This is a genomic window from Streptomyces sp. PA03-1a, from assembly GCF_033792805.1.
Classification (GTDB): domain Bacteria; phylum Actinomycetota; class Actinomycetes; order Streptomycetales; family Streptomycetaceae; genus Actinacidiphila.
In genome coordinates this window covers 1-17,060 of sequence record NZ_JARAVO010000092.1, presented here as the reverse complement: position 1 = coordinate 17,060, position 17,060 = coordinate 1, and the positions used below count along the sequence as shown (strand labels likewise).

Annotated in this window: 14 protein-coding genes; 4 read left to right on the top strand and 10 right to left on the bottom strand. The window is 72.4% G+C overall.

Translation table 11 applies throughout. The features are described from left to right. The first annotated feature begins 29 nt into the window (after window positions 1-29). Window positions 30-1,055: a GlxA family transcriptional regulator gene (locus PV341_RS21445; RefSeq protein ID WP_500330281.1), complete on the top strand. Its 1,026-nt coding sequence runs from the start codon at window positions 30-32 to the stop codon at window positions 1,053-1,055. Between the two features lie 6 nt (window positions 1,056-1,061). Here the strand turns inward: PV341_RS21445 and PV341_RS21440 are convergent, their stop codons facing one another. Genes PV341_RS21440 through PV341_RS21425 form a run of 4 tightly spaced genes read right to left on the bottom strand, consistent with a single transcriptional unit; the run spans window position 1,062 to window position 5,650 of the window. Then, entirely contained in the window at window positions 1,062-2,111 is a 1,050-nt protein-coding gene (locus tag PV341_RS21440; RefSeq protein WP_500330283.1) for a Zn-dependent alcohol dehydrogenase, read from the bottom strand. Then, complete coding sequence (locus PV341_RS21435; RefSeq protein WP_500358724.1) at window positions 2,111-3,577, bottom strand: aldehyde dehydrogenase family protein; 1,467 nt, start codon at window positions 3,575-3,577, stop codon at window positions 2,111-2,113. The genes PV341_RS21440 and PV341_RS21435 overlap by 1 nt, the downstream gene beginning before the upstream one ends. After that, window positions 3,574-4,719 carry an acyl-CoA dehydrogenase family protein gene (locus PV341_RS21430; RefSeq protein ID WP_500330286.1) on the bottom strand — a complete coding sequence of 382 codons (1,146 nt, stop codon included), beginning with the start codon at window positions 4,717-4,719 and terminating at the stop codon, window positions 3,574-3,576. Before PV341_RS21430 ends, PV341_RS21435 begins: the two co-directional genes overlap by 4 nt. Before the next feature lie 28 nt (window positions 4,720-4,747). Further along, window positions 4,748-5,650: an SDR family oxidoreductase gene (locus tag PV341_RS21425; protein ID WP_500330288.1), complete on the bottom strand. Its 903-nt coding sequence runs from the start codon at window positions 5,648-5,650 to the stop codon at window positions 4,748-4,750. Window positions 5,651-5,745: 95 nt separating this feature from the next. On the opposite strand from PV341_RS21425, the gene PV341_RS21420 reads away from it, so the two are divergent. Further along, window positions 5,746-6,672, top strand: coding sequence for a cyclase family protein (locus PV341_RS21420; protein ID WP_500330290.1), 927 nt, complete (start codon window positions 5,746-5,748; stop codon window positions 6,670-6,672). Between the two features lie 15 nt (window positions 6,673-6,687). On the opposite strand, the gene PV341_RS21415 is transcribed toward PV341_RS21420, so the two are convergent. The 4 genes from PV341_RS21415 to PV341_RS21400 all read right to left on the bottom strand — a co-directional run bounded on the left by PV341_RS21415 (window position 6,688) and on the right by PV341_RS21400 (window position 10,760). Then, complete coding sequence (locus tag PV341_RS21415) at window positions 6,688-7,161, bottom strand: ATP-binding protein (protein WP_500330292.1); 474 nt, start codon at window positions 7,159-7,161, stop codon at window positions 6,688-6,690. Between the two features lie 378 nt (window positions 7,162-7,539). Then, window positions 7,540-8,445 (bottom strand): acyl-CoA dehydrogenase family protein, encoded by a 906-nt coding sequence (locus tag PV341_RS21410; RefSeq protein WP_500330294.1) that lies wholly within the window; start codon window positions 8,443-8,445, stop codon window positions 7,540-7,542. Between the two features lie 6 nt (window positions 8,446-8,451). Further along, window positions 8,452-9,573: an acyl-CoA dehydrogenase family protein gene (locus tag PV341_RS21405; protein ID WP_500358722.1), complete on the bottom strand. Its 1,122-nt coding sequence runs from the start codon at window positions 9,571-9,573 to the stop codon at window positions 8,452-8,454. Continuing rightward, window positions 9,564-10,760 carry an amidohydrolase family protein gene (locus tag PV341_RS21400; protein ID WP_500358720.1) on the bottom strand — a complete coding sequence of 399 codons (1,197 nt, stop codon included), beginning with the start codon at window positions 10,758-10,760 and terminating at the stop codon, window positions 9,564-9,566. The genes PV341_RS21405 and PV341_RS21400 overlap by 10 nt, the downstream gene beginning before the upstream one ends. Window positions 10,761-10,929: 169 nt before the next feature. On the opposite strand from PV341_RS21400, the gene PV341_RS21395 reads away from it, so the two are divergent. Then, window positions 10,930-12,429, top strand: a complete 1,500-nt coding sequence (locus PV341_RS21395; protein ID WP_500330299.1) for a class I adenylate-forming enzyme family protein — start codon at window positions 10,930-10,932, stop codon at window positions 12,427-12,429. 62 nt (window positions 12,430-12,491) lie between these two features. Further along, the gene (locus PV341_RS21390) at window positions 12,492-13,595 is read left to right on the top strand and encodes a tetratricopeptide repeat protein (RefSeq protein ID WP_500330301.1); all 1,104 of its coding nucleotides are present in this window, start codon (window positions 12,492-12,494) and stop codon (window positions 13,593-13,595) included. A 28-nt stretch (window positions 13,596-13,623) separates the two neighbouring features. Here PV341_RS21390 and PV341_RS21385 read toward each other — a convergent pair whose 3' ends face one another. Both PV341_RS21385 and PV341_RS21380 read right to left on the bottom strand, forming a co-directional pair. Continuing rightward, window positions 13,624-15,063 carry a cellulose binding domain-containing protein gene (locus PV341_RS21385; RefSeq protein WP_500358719.1) on the bottom strand — a complete coding sequence of 480 codons (1,440 nt, stop codon included), beginning with the start codon at window positions 15,061-15,063 and terminating at the stop codon, window positions 13,624-13,626. 178 nt (window positions 15,064-15,241) lie between these two features. Further along, window positions 15,242-16,549: a glycosyltransferase family 2 protein gene (locus PV341_RS21380; protein ID WP_500358718.1), complete on the bottom strand. Its 1,308-nt coding sequence runs from the start codon at window positions 16,547-16,549 to the stop codon at window positions 15,242-15,244. Window positions 16,550-17,060: the final 511 nt, after the last annotated feature.

Below are 17,060 nucleotides of genomic sequence, written 5' to 3'. Positions count from 1 at the left end.
GGATGGCCATGTTGTGCAAGGATCGGGCCATGGCTGAATCCATGGAGACGCCTTCGCCGACCGCCGCTCCGCGCACACCGGTGCGCCACCGGGTCGTCGTCCTGGTGCAGCACGGTGTGATCCCCTTCGAAGTGGGCATCCCGCACCGCATCTTCGGCGGCGCGAGGGACTCCGACGGGGTCGATCTGTACGAGGTGGTGACGTGCTCCCCGCACGGTCCCGGACCGGTACGCGCCGACGCCGACTTCGAGATCCACGTCGCCCACGGCCCCGAGGTCCTGGAGACGGCCGACACCGTCATCGTCCCCGCCGCCCACGAGCGCTCCGTCGCGCACACCGAGGGCCGGCTGCCCGAGGAGATGGCGGCGGCTTTCGCCCGCATCCGCCCCGGCGCCCGGCTCGTCTCCATCTGCACCGGCTCGTACTTCCTCGCCGCGGCCGGCCACCTGGACGGCCTGCGCGCCACCACCCACTGGTCGAGCACGGACCACTTCCAAAGGCTCTTCCCCCAGGTGCGGGTCGAGCCGGACGTCCTGTATGTCGACAACGGCGCCATCCTCACCTCCGCGGGCGTCGCCTCGGGCATCGACCTGTGCCTGCACCTCGTACGCCGTGACCATGGCACCGCCGTGGCCAACGCCAGCGCGCGCCGTACGGTCGTGCCGCCGCACCGGGAGGGCGGACAGGCCCAGTACATCCAACGGCCCGTCCCCGAGCCCCAGCAGGCCACCACGGCCGCGGCGCGCTCCTGGGCGCTGGACCGGCTCGACCGGCCGCTGACGCTGCGCGAGCTGGCCGAGCGCGAGGCGATGAGCGTGCGCACCTTCACCCGCCGCTTCCGGGAGGAGGTGGGCACCAGCCCCGGGCAGTGGCTGACGCAGCAGCGCGTCGAGCGCGCCCGGCACCTGCTGGAGTCCAGCGACCTGTCGGTCGACCAGGTCGCCTCGCAGGCCGGGTTCGGCACGGCGGCCTCCATGCGGCAGCACCTGCAGGCCGTCCTCGGCGTCTCGCCCAGCGCCTACCGGCGCACCTTCCGGGCGACGGCGGCGTTCTGACCCGCCTCAGAAGGTCAGCACGCCCCGCGCCACGCGGCCGCCCCGGGCGTCCTCCGCCGCCTTGGCGAAGTCCTCCACCGGGTAGGTGCGGGTGACGAGTTCGTCCAGCAGGAGCCGGCCCTGCCGGTACAGGTCGGCGTAGAGCGCGATGTCGCGCTGCGGCCGTGCCGAGCCGTAGCGGCAGCCCAGGATGGACTTGTCGAGGTACATGGAGGACACCAGGAAGGACGCCTCGGCATCGGCCGGCGGCACGCCCAGCAGGACGGCCTGGCCGTGGCGGTCCAGGAGGTCGACGGCCTGGCGGATGAGCCCGACGTGGCCGACGCACTCGAAGACGTGGTCGGCGCCGGTCGGCAGCAGCGCACGCGCCGCCTCCGCCGAGTCCACGAACTCGGTGGCGCCGAACAGCCTCGCGGGTTCCTCCTTCGCCGGGTTGGTGTCGACGGCGACGATCCGGGAGGCGCCCGCGATGCGCGCGCCCTGCAGCACGTTCAGGCCGATGCCGCCGGTGCCGATGACCACGACCGTGTCGCCGCGGTCGACCCGGGCGCGGTTGAGGGCGGCGCCGACCCCGGTCAGCACCCCGCAGCCGATGAGCGCGGCCGAGGTGAGGGGGATGCCCTGGGGAAGGGGGACGGCCTGGACGGCCTTGACGACGGTCAGTTCGGCGAAGGCCGAGTTGGAGGCGAAGTTGAACAGCGGTTCGCCCTGACGGCTGAAGGGCCTGCCGGGACGGCCGATGGCCTTGCGGCACATCGTCGGGCGCCCCCGGTCGCAGTCCGGGCAGGTGCCGCAGTTGGCGAGGGTGGACAGGGCCACGCGGTCGCCCGGCGAGACGTGCGAGACGCCGGCGCCGGTCGCCTCGACGACGCCCGCCCCCTCGTGGCCGAGCACGACCGGTACGGGGAAGGGGATGACCCCGTCGACGACGGACAGGTCGCTGTGGCACAGCCCGGCGGCGTGGATGCGGACCAGCACCTCGCCGGGGCCCGGGTCCCGGACCTCCAGGTCGTCGACGACCGCGGGCTGCGTCCCGTCGAAGATCACGCCTCTCATCACCACACCACCGCCTGGAGCTCGCTGTACGCGTGCAGTCCGAAGGAGCCGCCGTCGCGGCCGATCCCGCTGTGCTTGAAGCCGCCGAAGGGCGTCTCGGGGTGACGCTGCACGGTGTTGATGCCGACGTTGCCGCTGCGCAGGCGGGCGGCCAGGGCCCAGGCGCGCGCGGTGTCGCTGCCGAAGACGTAGTCGTACAGGCCGTACGGGGTGCCGTTGGCGATCTCGACGGCCTCGTCCTCGGTGCCGTAGGGGAGAGCGGCGACGACCGGGCCGAAGATCTCCTCGCGGGCGACCGTCATTTCGGGCGTGACGTCCGCGAGGAGGGTGGGGGCCACGTAGTAGCCGGGTTTGAGGTCGGGGCGCGCGCCGCCGGTGACGACGCTGGCGCCCTGTTCGCGGGCGCCGGCGACGTAGGCCTCGACGCGGTCGCGCTGGGCGGCGGTGATCAGCGGGCCGACGACGGTGGAGTTATCCACAGGGTCCCCGACGGTCAGCGAACGGGCGTACTGTTCAAGGGCGGTGATCACCTGCTCGTACCGCCCGCGGGGGACGAGCACACGGGTCGGCGCCGTGCAGATCTGACCTGAATGGAATGCCCATGTTGAACCGACAGCAGATACCGCTGATCTGAGGACGCCCGGTGCGGCGTCCTCGAGAATGATCGCCGCGCCCTTGCCGCCCAGTTCCATCAGGGTCCGCTTCATCGACGCGCCCGCGACGCGGGCGATCGCCTGCCCGACCGCCGTCGAGCCGGTGAAGCTGATCATGTCGACGCCGGGGTGTGCGACCAGAGCCTCACCGGCCGCGGCGCCCGAGCCGGTGATGACGTTGAACACCCCGTCGGGCAGGCCCGCCTCCCGCATGATCCCCCCGAGCAGCAGGCAGGTCAGCGGGTCCTGGGGCGCGGGCTTGGCGACGACGGTGTTGCCCATGGCCAGGGCGGGGGCGACCTTGCCGGCCAGGTTGACCAGGGGGAAGTTGTAGGAGGTGATGCAGGCGACGACGCCCACCGGACGCCGTGCCGCCGCCGCGTTGACCAGCCCGCCGGGAGCGAGCGGCGAGGCCTTCACGGGCTGCGGCGCGAAGGGGATCGTGTCCGGTTCCAGCGCGCCCCGTGCGTAGCGCCGGAAGCGGTCCACCGCCGTAGGAATCTGCATGCTCGACGCGACACGGATCGTCGCTCCCGTCTCCTGCTGGAGCAGCGGTACGAGATCCGCCGACCGCGAGGCGAGGACGTCCGCGATCCGCTCCAGGATCGCGGCGCGCTCCGCCGGGCTCGTACGGGACCAGCCCTCGTACGCTTCCCGGGCTGCGCGCACCGCGCCGTCCACGTCCGCCGGGCCCGCTTCGGGGGCGTGCCCGACGGTCTCCTCCGTGGCCGGATTGACAACTGGATAGTGCGCTCCGGCCGGTTCGTGCCACCGGCCGCCGATCCAATGGCCGTACGTCCCGTCGCTGTTCATCCGCGAGGCTCCTTCGGGAGGCCGAGCACCCGCTCGGCGATGATCGTGCGCTGGATCTCGTCCGAGCCGCCGTAGATGGTGTCGGCGCGGCTGAAGAGGAACATGCGCTGGGTCTGGTCGAGTTCGTAGGGCCGCTCCGGCTCCCACGGCGCTGGGCCGGTCGCGGCGGGGGCGCCGCGGACGGCGACGGCCAGTTCGCCGAGCCGCTGGTGCCAGCCGCCCCACAGCAGCTTGGCGACGCTCGGGGCGGCCGGGTCGGCGGTGCCCAGCGTGCGCAGGGCGTTCCAGCGCATGGTGCGCAACTCGGCCCACTGGCGCACCAGCCGGTCCCGCAGCACGGGGTCGGTCACCGCCCCGGTGGCGACGGCGCGGTCGACGACCTGCCGCAGTTCGCGTTCGAAGCCGATCTGCTGCACGAGGGTGGAGACCCCGCGCTCGAAGCCCAGGAGGGACATGGCGACCTGCCAGCCGTTCCCCTCGCCGCCGACGACGTGGGCGGCGTCGGCGCGGGCCCCGTCGAAGAAGACCTCGTTGAACTCGGCCGTCCCGGTGAGCTGGCGGATGGGGCGGACCTCGACCCTGCCGGGCTGGTCCATGGGGACCAGCAGGAAGCTCAGTCCGTGGTGCCGGCGCGAGCCGGGTTCGGTGCGGGCCAGGACGAAGCACCAGTCGGCGTCCTGGGCGAGGGAGGTCCAGATCTTCTGGCCGGTCACGCGGTAGCAGGGACCGTCACCGTCGTGGTCCGAGGCGGCCGCGGTACGGACGCCGGCGAGGTCGGAGCCCGCCCCGGGCTCGCTGTACCCCTGGCACCACAGTTCATCGCCGCGGGCGACCGGCGGCAGGAAGCGGTCGCGCTGGTCGGGCGTGCCGTGCGCCTCCAGGGTGGGGGCCAGCAGGTTCTCGCCGATGTGCCCGGACCGGGCGGCCGCCTCGGCGCGGGCGTACTCCTCGCCCCAGGCGACCTGCTGGGGCAGGGTGGCACGCCGGTTGCCGTAGTCGCCGCGCCAGCTGAGGCCGATCCAGCCGGCGGCGCCGAGTTCCCGCTCCCACTCCCGGCCGGGTGCGCCGTCCGGGTGCGCCGCCAGCCACTCCCGGGCCTCCGCGCGGAAGGCCTCCGTCTCCGGGCCGAAGGTGAAGTCCATGGTCCGCCCTCTCCTCGGTGCGGGGCCGTCACTGCCCTCGGGAGGCGGCCGCGGCGGCGCGCATGGCCTCGAGCTGGGCGAGCATCGGCATGGGGTCGGTGCCGACGGATCCGGGCAGGGCGGCGGCGATGCGCTGCGGTGTCCATCCCCCGCCGTCCACGTAGGCGGCGCGCAGTTCGCGGGGCTGCGCCCAGACCGCGATCTTGGGTCCGGCGACCGTGTAGACCTGTCCGGTGATGTCGCGGGCCTGATCGCTGAGCAGGAAGACGACCATGGCGGCGACGTCCTCGGGCTCACCGATCTCGGCGAGCTCCATGGGCACGTTGGCCGACATGCGGGTGCGTGCCACGGGGGCGACGCAGTTGGCGGTCACGCCGTAGCGGTGCAGTCCGAGTGCGGCGCTGCGCACCAGCGAGATGATCCCGCCCTTCGCCGCGGAGTAGTTGGCCTGGGAGACGCTGCCCTGGTGGTTGCCGCTGGTGAAGCCGACGAGGGTGCCCGAGCCCTGCCGCCGCATCACGGCCGAGGCGGCGCGGAAGACGGTGAAGGTGCCCTTGAGATGGGTGGCGAGGACCGGGTCCCACTCCTCCTCGGCCATGTTGAAGAGCATGCGTTCGCGCAGGATCCCGGCGACGCAGACGACTCCGTCGACGCGGCCGTAGGTCTCCACGGCCGTGGAGACGATCCGTTCGCCGCCCGCCATCGACGAGACGTCGTCGGTCACCGCGGTGGCCTCACCGCCGGCCGCCTCGATCTCCTTGACGACGGCGGCCGCGACCTCACCGGTCGGTCCGCTGCCGTCGACTGCGACACCGTAGTCGTTGACGACGACCTTGGCGCCCTCGGCCGCGCACGCGAGGGCGACGGCCCGCCCGATGCCGCGCCCGGCCCCGGTGACCGCGACGACCTTTCCGTTCAGGAAGTTGCCCACGTCCGGTCCCGCCCCTTCTCAGAGTTTCTGACGGACCGTTAGATTTTAGGAGCACGGACGCACCCCAGCACAAGCCCTGAGACCAGGAGGCAGCGATGGCGTTCCCCGCCGAGTTCCACGACATCGCCAAGCGCGTCAACAACTGGGGCCGCTGGGGTGCGGACGACGAGACCGGCACCCTCAACCTGGTCACCGACGAGGTCGTCCGCGCGGCGGCCGGTACCGTGCGCGGCGGACGCCGCGTGCCGCTCGCGCTGCCCCTGCAGCAGGACGGGGTGCAGACGGGAATGATCCCGGGCCGGGTCAACCCCCTGCGCACCATGGTGATGCTCAACCACGAGATGTTCGGCCCGGGCACGGTCGCCACCAGCGACGACATCGTCACCATGGGACTGCAGGCGGCGACCCACTGGGACGCCCTGACCCACGTCTCGCACTCGGGACGGATCTACAACGGCCGCCCGGCCGGCTCCATCACCGCCCACGGTGGCGCCGCCTTCAGCGGTATAGAGAAGATCACGACGCTGCTCTCCCGCGGCGTCCTGCTCGACGTGGCCCGCGCCCGCGGCACCGACCGGCTGCCCGGCGACCACGCGGTCACCCCCGACGACCTCGACGCGGCCGAGGAACTGGCCCGGACCACCGTCCGCGCCGGGGACGTCGTGCTGGTCCGCACCGGTCAGATGCGGCTGTACCTGGCGGGCGACAAGCACGCCTACGCCTTCCCCTCACCGGGGTTGTCGGTGCGCACCCCCGAGTGGTTCCACGCCCGCGACGTCGCGGCGGTCGCCAACGACACGTTGACCTTCGAGATCTTCCCGCCGGAGATCGAGGACCTGTGGCTCGCCGTGCACGCCCTGGACCTGGTGGAGATGGGCATGCCCCAGGGCCAGAACTGGAATCTCGAGGCGCTGTCGGAAGCCTGTGCCGAGGAGGGGCGGTACGCGTTCCTGCTGGACGCCACCCCGCAGCCCTTCGTGGGCGGGGTCGGCAGTCCGGTCGCGCCGGTGGCGGTGCTCTGAGGGCGGTCCGTACGGTCAGAAGGCGGGGCGGCGGATGAGCCCGCCCATGGACTGCGCGGGGACGATCGCGGGGCGCTCGCTGCGGTCGATCTCGCACCAGATCTGCTTGCCGGCACCTTCACGCTGCCAGCCCCAGCGGTCCGCGAGGCCGTCTACGAGTTCCAGTCCCCGGCCGCCGGTCTCGTCGTTGTCGGCGTGCCGTGGCCGTGGCGGCGCGTCGCTGGTGTCGGCCACCTCGACGCGCACGGTCTCCTGTTCGCCGCTCTGTGCGGCGCCGGAGGAACGGAAGAGCATCCGCAGCACGGCGGGACAGCCGGTGTGCACGACGGCATTGGTGACCAGTTCGGAGATGAGCAGGATCAGCGTCTCGGCGACCGGCTCGTCGGCGCCTATGCCGGAGCCCGCGAGACGCGAGCGGGCCCACCGACGGGCCCGGCCCACCTCCGCGGGGTCGGGGCCGACCTCAAGCTGAACCTGGAGCACCTGCACCGCTCACACCATCCGAACCGGCGGACACGTCGCCTCGCGCCTCGGCAGGGTCACCGTACGTGACCTCTTCGCAACCCAGCATGATTGACCCGCAGTGACCGCAACAAGCGCTTCGGGCATATTCCAGCGCAAGGGGGCACGAGTGCTGCATACTGTGCGGGGCTCATTACGGGGCGAATTCGAACAGCCCGGTACAGGCAGCCCGCCGGGTACCGAGACCCCGCCACTGCCACATCCGTCGCGTTTCGCCACCACACGCACCCGATGGAGCGTACCCGAGGCAGGCTCCGACTCCACGGCGTGACGAGTCACACCTCGGACACAACCCGATATCGACGCTCGGGGACTCCTTATCCGTGACGAATCAGTCATAACTACCTAAACCCAGCAAATAGTCTCGTCGAGGAGTCTCTCCGCGAGCTGCTCCTCACACTCCGCCACCGAACGGCCCCGGCTCCGCAGGATCCACGACCTCTTGACGTGGAGATGCACCTCCGCTTCCCAGGTGAAACCCATACCGCCGAACACCTGCAGGCAGTCGCGGGCGTTGCGGACGGCCGCCTCTTCCGCCAGCAGCCGTGCGGCCGCCGTCTCGCCCGGATCCCCGGAGACCGCCGCCGCACGCACCGCCGTGCGTGCCATCTCGACCCGGACCAGCATCTCGGCGCACAGGTGCTTGACCGCCTGGAAGGAGCCGATGGGTCTCCCGAACTGCTCCCGGGTCCCGGCGTACCGCACGGCGAGCTCCAGGGTGCGCGCCGCGCTGCCGGTCTGCTGCGCGGAGGTCAGCAGGTCGCCGGCTCCCCCGCCGCAGGCCGGTTCGCCGCCCACGACCCGGTGCAGCGGGGTGAACGGGTCCACCGAACGCACCGGCTCGGCCTTGTCGAAGGAGCCCAGCACGTGGTCGGACGCCTCCAGCCACTCGGCCAGCTCGCCATCGACCGCGGTGACCACCGTGGTGCCCTCCGCCGCCCCCGGCACCCGTCCGGCCGCCAGGTGCGTCGCCACCAGCGGCCCCGGCAGCAGCACCCGTCCGGCCTCCTCGAAGACGAGCACGGCCTCCGGGAGTCCGAGGCCGAGCCCGCCCCGCTCCTCCGGCAGCCGCAGTGCGAAGAACCCCGCCTCCCCCAGCGCCCGCCACATCTGGCGGTCGAGGGGCACCGGGGTCCCCGCGGCCGCCCCGGCGGCGTCCTCCCGCAGGCGCTCCGCCGGGTAGAGCCGCGCCAGCAGTCCACGGGTCCCGTCGGCGAGCGCCCGTTGGTCCTCGGTGAGGCGGAATTCCACGGCCGCTCACACCCCCTTCGGCAGGCCGAGGATCCGCTCGGCGACGATGTTCCGCTGGATCTGCGACGTGCCCGCCGCGATGGTGTACGAGAGCGAGGAGAGCCGGTCCGCCGTCCACGGGCGGTCCGCGTCCAGCGCACCGGACGGGCCGAGGACCTCGGCGGCGGTGTCGTAGAGCTCCTGGCGCGCGTGCGAGTAGCGCAGCTTGAGGACCGAGCCCCCGACGCCCGGGGCGCCGTCGCTGACGTTCCACTGGACCAGCCGCCACAGGACGCCGAACTCCGCTGCCAGACGGCCCAGCTGGCGCCGCAGCACGGGGTCGTCCCAGGCTCCCGTCTCCCGGGCGGTGCGGGCCAGTTCGCACAGGGTCCGCCGGCAGGCGACGACCTCACCGGCGAAAGCGGTGCCGCGTTCGAAGGAGAGCGTCACCATCGTGACCCGCCAGCCGTCGTTCTCCGCGCCGACCCGGTTGGCGACCGGCACGCGCACCTCGTCCAGGAAGACCTCGGCGAACTCCGTCGTACCGGCGAGGGTCCGCAGCGGCCGCACCGTCACGCCCGGCACGTCCATCGGCATCGCCAGCCAGCTGATGCCGCGGTGCCGCGGTGCGTCGGGATCGGTGCGCACCAGCAGTTCGCACCAGTCGGCGACCTCGGCGTGCGAGGTCCAGATCTTCGAACCGGTGACCACGTAGGCGTCGCCGTCGCGCACCGCCCGCGTCCGCAGGGACGCCAGGTCCGAGCCCGCCGCCGGCTCGCTGAACCCCTGGCACCACACCTCGTCCCCACGCAGCACCGGGGGCAGCCAGCGTTCACGCTGGCCGGCCGTCCCCTCGGCCGCGATGGTGGGCCCGGCGTGCAGCAGACCGACGAAGTTCGCGCCGACGTAGGGCGCCCCGGCCAGCTCGGTCTCCTCCAGGAAGATCAGCCGCCGGGTCGGGTCGGCGTTCCAGTGGACGTCTGCGTATCCCGCCTCGTACAGGCGCCGCTGCCAGCCGGTGTCGTACGCCCGCCGGGCGGGCCAGTCGGCGGGGTCCGGCGCGGGCGGCAGCATGGGCAGCGTCCGGGCGAGCCAGGCCCGCAGCTCGCCCCGGTACGCCTGCTCCGCCTCGGTGTACGTCAGGTCCACCGGTCCGGCTCCAGCCCCAGCATGCGGATGGCGTTGCCGCGCATGAGCTTGTACACCGTCTCGTCGTCGAGGCCCTTCACATGGTCGAGGGCGACCTCCTTGGTGTGCGGGAAGGTCGAGTCGACGTGCGGGTAGTCGGTCTCGAAGGTCGCGTTGTCGCGGCCGACGACGTCGATCGAGGCGACGCCGTGCTTGTCGCGGAAGAAGCAGCAGAAGATCTGCCGGTAGTAGTAGGTGGAGGGCGGCTCGGGGATCACGTCGCGCACGCCGCCCCACGCCCGGTGCTCCTCCCAGACGTCGTCGGCCCGCTCCAGGGCGTAGGGGATCCAGCCCATCTGCCCCTCGCTGTAGGCGAGCTTGAGCCGCGGGTGGCGCACCAGCACCCCGCTGAAGAGGAAGTCCATCATCGAGGCCATCGCGTTGTTGAAGGAGAGCGAGGCCTGCACGGCGGGCGGCGCGTCCGGGGAGGCGGCCGGCATCTGCGAGGACGAGCCGATGTGCATGTTCACCACCGTCCCGGTCTCCTCGCAGACGGCGAAGAAGGGGTCCCAGTACCCCGAGTGGATGCTGGGCAGCCCGAGGTGGGTCGGGATCTCGCTGAAAGTGACGGCCCGCACCCCGCGATCCGCGTTGCGGCGGATCTCGGCGACGGCCAGGCCGACATCCCACAGCGGGATCAGGCAGAGCGGGATCAGCCGGCCGCCGCTGTCCCCGCACCACTCCTCGACCATCCAGTCGTTGTAGGCGCGGACGCAGGCGAGGGCGACCTCCTTGTCCTTGGCCTCGGCGAAGGTCTGGCCGCAGAAGCGCGGGAAGGTGGGGAAGCAGAGCGAGCCCTCGACGTGGTTGAGGTCCATGTCGACGAGCCGGGCCTTGGGGTCCCAGCAGCCACGCCGCATCTCCTCGCGGGTGATGCCCTCCAGGGTCATCTCGTCCCGGTCGAAGCCGACGGCGGCGATGTTCCTCTTGTAGGGGAACTTCAGGTCCTCGTAGATCCACCAGTCGGTCGGCGGGCCGTCCGGGTCCATCGTGATCTGGTACTTCCCGCCGACGTAGGCGAGCTCCCCGATCCCGGCGGTCAGCGGCTGGGGCCCGCGGTCCCGGTACTTCGCCGGCAGCCAGGTCTCGAAGAGGTGTGCGGGTTCGATCACGTGGTCGTCGACGCTGATGATCCGGGGCAGTTCCATCGCTCCCCGCCCTTCCTTGAATCTGATGGACCGTCAGATTCACAGTACGCCCGCCGCCCCGGAGCGTCCATCGGCGACGCGCGGACCCTGGACCGCGCCCGGCCGGGCGCCTACGCTCCGGGCGACTGAATCTGACGTGACGTCAGATCGCTGACCGGGAGGAGAAGAGATGCGAAGCCTGGGCGACTCGCCGACCCTCTGGGCGCTCATCGAAGGGCGGGCCGCCCTGACCCCCGACGCCCCGGCGCTGCTCGACACCGACGACCGCCGGCTGACCTTCGGGCAGCTGCGCGACCGCGCAGAACGGGTCGCCGCCGGGCTGCAGGCCCGCGGCATCCGGCCCGGCACCGCAGTGGCATGGCAGCTGCCGACCCGGATCGAGACCGTGGTCCTGTCGGCGGCCCTCGCCCGGCTGGGCACCGTGCAGACCCCGGTCATGCCCTTCTACCGCGACCACGAGGTCGGCCACATCCTGCGCCAGACCGGCCCCGCCCTCTTCGCCGTCCCCGGCGTATGGCGCGGCTTCGACCACACCGCGATGGCGCGCCGCCTCGGCGCGCACGACGTCCTGGAGGCCTACGACTCCCTGCCGGAGGCCGACCCGGACTCCCTCCCCGCCCCGCCCTCCGACGGCACGCGGGTCCGCTGGATCTACTGGACCTCCGGCACCACCTCCGAACCCAAGGGCGTGCTGCACACCGACCGCAGCCTCATCGCCGGCGGTTCCTGCCTCGCCCTCGCCCTGGAGCTCGGCCCGGACGACGTCGGCTCCGTCGCCTTCCCGTACGCGCACATCGGCGGCCCCGACTACCTGGTCATGCTGCTCCTGTGCGGCTTCCCGGCCCTGCTGCTGGAGCACTTCTCGCTCCCGGGGTCCCTGGAGGCCTACCGCAGGCACGGGGTCACCATGGCGGGCGGCAGCACCGCCTTCTACTCCCTCTTCCTCGCCGAGCAGCGCAAGCAGCCCGCGGGGAGCAGGATCATCCCCACCCTGCGCCTGCTGTCCGGCGGCGGCGCCCCCAAGCCGCCCGAGCTCTACCACGAGGTGGTCCGCGACCTCGGCTGCGCCCTCGCGCACGGTTACGGCATGACCGAAGCCCCCATGATCACCATGGGCTCGCCGCGCGACCCCGTCGACCGGCTCGCCACTACCGAGGGCCGCCCGCCCGCCTCCATGGAGATACGCATCGCCGACGACGGCGAGGTGCTGCTGCGCGGTGAGGCCGTGTGCCAGGGCTACACCGACCCGGAGCTGACCAAACAGGCCTTCGACGCCGACGGCTTCCTGCGTACCGGGGACGTCGGCAGGCTCACCCCGGACGGCTACCTGGTCCTCACCGGGCGCCTCAAGGACATCATCATCCGTAAGGGTGAGAACGTCTCGGCCAAGGAGATCGAGGAACTCCTCTACGCCCACCCCGGCATCGCCGACGCCGCCGTGATCGGCCTGCCCGACCCCCAGCGCGGGGAACGCGTCTGCGCCGTCGTCGAGCAGCCGCCGGACGCCGGACCGCTCACCCTCGCCGAGGTCACGGCCTTCCTCCGCGAGGCGGGCCTGGCCGTCCACAAACTGCCCGAACAGCTCGAGGTGGTGGACGTGCTGCCCCGGAACGAGACCCTGCGCAAGGTCCTCAAGTACAAGCTCAGGGAGCGCTTTACGAAAGCGTGAGGCACGTCCGCCGCAAAGCCGCGTACCCTCCTCCGCAAGAGTTCCAAAGGGGAAGGGTCACGGTGGGCACACAGGACGGCCAGGACCGGGCGCGGGACGGCCTGGACGAAGGTCCCGGCACAGGTCCCGAAAGCGGCCCGCAGGACGGCCCGCAGGATCCCCTCGAACTGCTCCGGCTGGGAGACGCCGCCCTCGACGCGGGCGAACTCACCCAGGCCCGGCTCCACTTCGAGACCGCCGAGCGGCTGCTCGACGCGGACCCCGCGGCCCCCGACGCCCGGCGCGCCGCGGCGCTGCGCGGCCGGGCCGTGTCCCACCTGCTGGCGGGCGAGGTGCGGTACGCCTCCCACCTGCTGGAGGAGGGCATCACCCGGCTCGAACGGCAGACCGTGTCGGACGACGCCCGGCCCGACCCCGACGCCCTGCTGATGCTGCACATCGCGGCCATCGGGCCGTACACCGACCTGGGCGCCTACGCCCGGGCCGCCCACGCCGCCGAGCAGGCGCTCAACCTCGCCCCCGGGGCCGGCGATCCGGCCCTGGTCGCCCAGATGCACCGCAGCATCGCCCGCACCCTGATCGTCGCGGGACGTACCGGCGAGGCCGAGGCTTCCCTGGCGAAGGCGCAGGAGCTGTTCCAGCGGCTGGAGCTGCACACGGACCTGGCCCACTGCCACTGGATGCGCGGCTACGTCCACTCCCAGGACGGCGACCTGGAGCAGGCCGAGCGCGAGCTGCGCACCGCCCGCGACATGCTGTCCGCCGGCCGGTCCGTGCTGTTCACGGTGCAGGTCGAGGTGGAGCTCGCCGACGTGCTCCGGCGGCGCGGCAAGCCCGCCGAGGCCGAGGAGCTGCTGACCCGGCTGCTGGACGAGCTGGGCCCCTGGCGCGGCGCCGTCCACGCCGGCGGGGCGCACCGGCTGCTCGGGCTGCTGGCGGAGGAGCGCGGTGACCCGGAGGCCGCGGAGGAGCACTACGTGTCCGCCCTGGCGCTGCTGGAACGCGCGGGAGCCGCCGGGGACTTGGCGGACATCTGCCGGCTGCTGGGCGACCTGCTGCGCCGGTCCGGCCGGGTGGAGGCCGCGCTGGACGCCTACCGGACGGGCCTGGGCCACCGCGCGGCGATCGGCACCACCACGCTGGGCCCGGCTCCGGCCGACTCCTGACCCCGGCCGGCCCCGCCGCCGTACCGGCTCAGGGCTTGTGGACCGTGTTCACGTAGCCCGTGCCGCCCGCGGCGAGGCCGTCGACCGTCTTCTCCACCTCCGTCAGGGACTGGGCCTTCCTGGCGTTGTGGTAGAACCAGTCGACCTTCATGTCCCAGCTGCGCTTCCCGGCGAACGGCAGGTCCACGAACCAGGCGTTGAAGTTCACGGACATGCTCTGGGTCGGGTAGTACTTGCCCCCGGTCCGGAACAGCTCGTGCCCGTCGAGGCTGTAGGTCACCACGCCGTGCGCGGCCGTGGTGACCAGCGTGTGCCACCCCCTGAGGCTGGACGTCGTGGCCCGGGTGACCCGGTCCCCCTCCCTCGCGCTGCGCCAGGTCGTCGTGTCGAGCCTCGGGCCGGGGGCACCCCAGCCCCCGTTCGGCTGGTACTCGTTGTCGAGCTCGCTGTACTCGGCGTGGTGGTGGGGCGAGATCATGTAGAAGGTCTCGTTGACGTGGTCGCCGTTGCGGCCGCTCGCCGGTTCGTCCGTGAAGTGGATCCGGGCGGCGAAGGTCCCGGTCAGGAACTTCGTGCCGGTGGTGTGCACCTCGGCCTGGGTGGTGCCGCGCTTCGTCCCGTCGGTGGCGGCGCGCAGCTGCAGGACCTGGCCGCCCAGCGCGTCCTCGTCCGCGGGGAAGCTGACCCCTCCCGCCGACCACGTGTCGCGGATGCCGGGACCACCCCCGCTGGTGCGCACCAGCCAGCCGTGGGCGCGCAGCGCCGGGTCACGGGGGCCGCTGTAGCGGAAGTCGTCGAAGACGATCCCGGAGGGCGGCGCGGGCCGTGCCGCGCTGCGGAAGTCGTCGAAGACGATCCCGGAGGGCGGCGCGGGCCGTGCCGCGCCTGCGGCCGGGCCCCGGGGGGACGTGGTGACGTCACCGCCGGGCTCGTCGCCCCAGACGTGCCTGCCGTCCAGGTAGCCGGTCACCAGCTTCGACGCCTGGAAGGTGTCGTGGGCGGGGCTGAACGACCGGTCGTCGCGCTGGTCCACCTTCCCGCCGGGACGGTACAGCTGCACCCCGATGGCCCCGCTCTTCGCGCCCGGGGCCAGGGTGCCCGCGGCCTTCGTGAAGGTGATCTCGAGGTAGTGGTCGGCGGCCGGTGCCGGACGGTCCATGGCGACGGTCCTCCCGTCGACGTTCGGGCAGCCCACCGAGGCCTGGACGCAGTTGAACGCGTACGGGGAACCGCCGTCCTGCGTGTACCAGTACCGGACCGCCACGTCGGCCAGACGCACCCGGTGGTCCGAGGTGTTGACGACCTCCAGCCACGGCCGGGCCGTGGCGGCCGACGCCGACGTGCCCGCCTTGTAGCGGACGGTGAGCTCAGGGGGCGGCCGATGTGCCTCGCGCCACACGGGGTACAGCGCCGTGACGCCCGCGCCGACGGCGACCGCGAGCAGCAGGTACCCGGCCACCCTCCACACGGGGTGGCTCCGCTTCCCGCGCCCCGAGGGTACGAGCCGGTCTGACCGGACGGAGGGGCGGACAGAGGGGCGGGCAGGACCCACGGGGAAGCTCCTAGCGCGGTGGAGGGGCGATACCGAGGGCACGCCATGCGGTCTGCGGGATCCGGTCGGACCGGCGGCGGAACGCGGGCGCCGCCTACGAGGCGGCGTCGCGCACGGGCGCGACGGCGCCGACCGCCGGTGGAGCCGTCTCCCCGCGCTGGCGCGGGAGGTGGGACTGCGGATGGGGCTGGAAGGCGATGTCGTCGTGGGCACCGCCGACCTCGATCCGGGCCCGGGTGCCCCAGTTGGTGCGCCGCAGCGTCGCCAGGGACCACAGTCGCAGCGGCAGCAGCAACCCGATGTTGAGCAGGGCGTACAGCGGGGCGGCGAGGAACGTCAGCACCCGGTCGACGATCCTCACCTGCGCGGCGCCGCGCAGGTAGTGGACGGACCGGACCCAGGCCATGACGCACATGTAGGCGAGGTAGCCGGCCAGCAGCGTCCAGCCCTGCGGGTGCATCAGGACCGCGACGAGCGCCGCGAGCAGCCCCGCGGTGAAGGCGACCCAGGTGACCAGCTCGACGAGGTTCAGCCACCAGTACATGCGGTGCAGCCGGAACTTGGCGAGGAGCAGGAAGCCCTCGCGGATGAACGACTTGCCCCAGCGGATCTGCTGGCGCACGTAGTGGCCGAGGCGCTCGGGGACGTCGGTGTAGCCGACGGCCGACGGCTGGATCAGGGAGAGCCCCTCGGTGAGGCAGTAGTACGTCAGGCGCCGGTCGTCCCCGAAGGTCGCCGGGCGGCCGAGGAAGCGCTGGTCGAGGAAGTCGTCGAGGTGCTTGCGGACGACCCACCCGCGGTACATGGCCAGCGACCCGCAGGCGCAGAGCACCGAGCCGAGGCGGGAGTAGGCCACCCGCTCGCCGAGGAAGGCGTTGACGTAGCGCATGTCGATGAGGCGGGTCAGCAGGTTGGTGCCGCGGTTGTGGGCGAGCACCAACCCGGTGACGCACTGGACCCGGCGCTTGGCGAAGGGCCGGGCGAGCTCCGCGACGGCGTGCCGGTCGAGCAGCGTGTCGGAGTCGATGCACAGGTACACGTCCGCGAGCGGCTCCTGCCGGAAGCCCGCGGCGAGGCCGTGGCGCTTGCCGCGGTTGCCGGGGAAGCGGACGAAGTCGAGGCGGACCCCGGCGCGCTGGAACTGCGGGCGCATCTCCTCGGCCAGGGCACGCGCCGAGTGGTCCTCGGAGCAGTCGTCGACCAGGGTGAGGGAGTGCGGTAGCAGGGTCTGCGCGAGGACCGACTCCAGGCAGCCGCGCAGCATCGCCGGGGCCTCGTTGTAGACCGTGATCACGCCGTGGATGCGTAGCCGGGTCACCGGCTTGTCGAACGCGAGCTCAGGACGGCGGCGCCGGCGGATGGAGAGCAGCAGCTTGACGGCGAGGAGGGACCCGACGGTCACTCCGTACCAGTGCACATGACGCAAGGACCACGAGAGGTGGTCCCAAGCACCCGCGAGATCGAGCATGGGCAGTGGAGACCTCCGTACGAACGCCCCCACCCGCCGGACAGAACCTTGAACACGTGTTCTGCGCACGAAGGTAACCCGGGCGGAGGTCCGGCGAAAGGTGCATCCTCCGCAGATTTCGCCCGGCAGCTCACAATCAGGCGTCCACAGGCCCTTCATGGACGAAGCGGACAGAGGATGTGAGAGTGCTCACACGGCACTTGACGGGCCCGCGCCCGCCCTGGGCGGCACGGAAGGAAGGCTTAGGTGTTCTGTCCCGGGAGGTTGTGGACGGGTGATGCAGGTCTCGGTTGAGGGATCTTGAAATGGGTGAGGGCCTTCTGGCCTGGTGTGGATTGCGACATCTGCACCGGCGACCAGAAAGGCCCTCGTGCCACACCGTAATGCACCCCTGACCGAGACCGGACGCCTGCGTCTGGCCCGCTGCGTCGTGGACGACGGCTGG

Coding starts and splice junctions, on each gene's coding strand:
- PV341_RS21445 (WP_500330281.1), top strand. CDS start 30: ATGGCTGAATCCATGGAGACGCCTTCGCCGACCGCCGCTCCGCGCACA.
- PV341_RS21440 (WP_500330283.1), bottom strand. CDS start 2,111: ATGAGAGGCGTGATCTTCGACGGGACGCAGCCCGCGGTCGTCGACGAC.
- PV341_RS21435 (WP_500358724.1), bottom strand. CDS start 3,577: ATGAACAGCGACGGGACGTACGGCCATTGGATCGGCGGCCGGTGGCAC.
- PV341_RS21430 (WP_500330286.1), bottom strand. CDS start 4,719: ATGGACTTCACCTTCGGCCCGGAGACGGAGGCCTTCCGCGCGGAGGCC.
- PV341_RS21420 (WP_500330290.1), top strand. CDS start 5,746: ATGGCGTTCCCCGCCGAGTTCCACGACATCGCCAAGCGCGTCAACAAC.
- PV341_RS21400 (WP_500358720.1), bottom strand. CDS start 10,760: ATGGAACTGCCCCGGATCATCAGCGTCGACGACCACGTGATCGAACCC.
- PV341_RS21395 (WP_500330299.1), top strand. CDS start 10,930: ATGCGAAGCCTGGGCGACTCGCCGACCCTCTGGGCGCTCATCGAAGGG.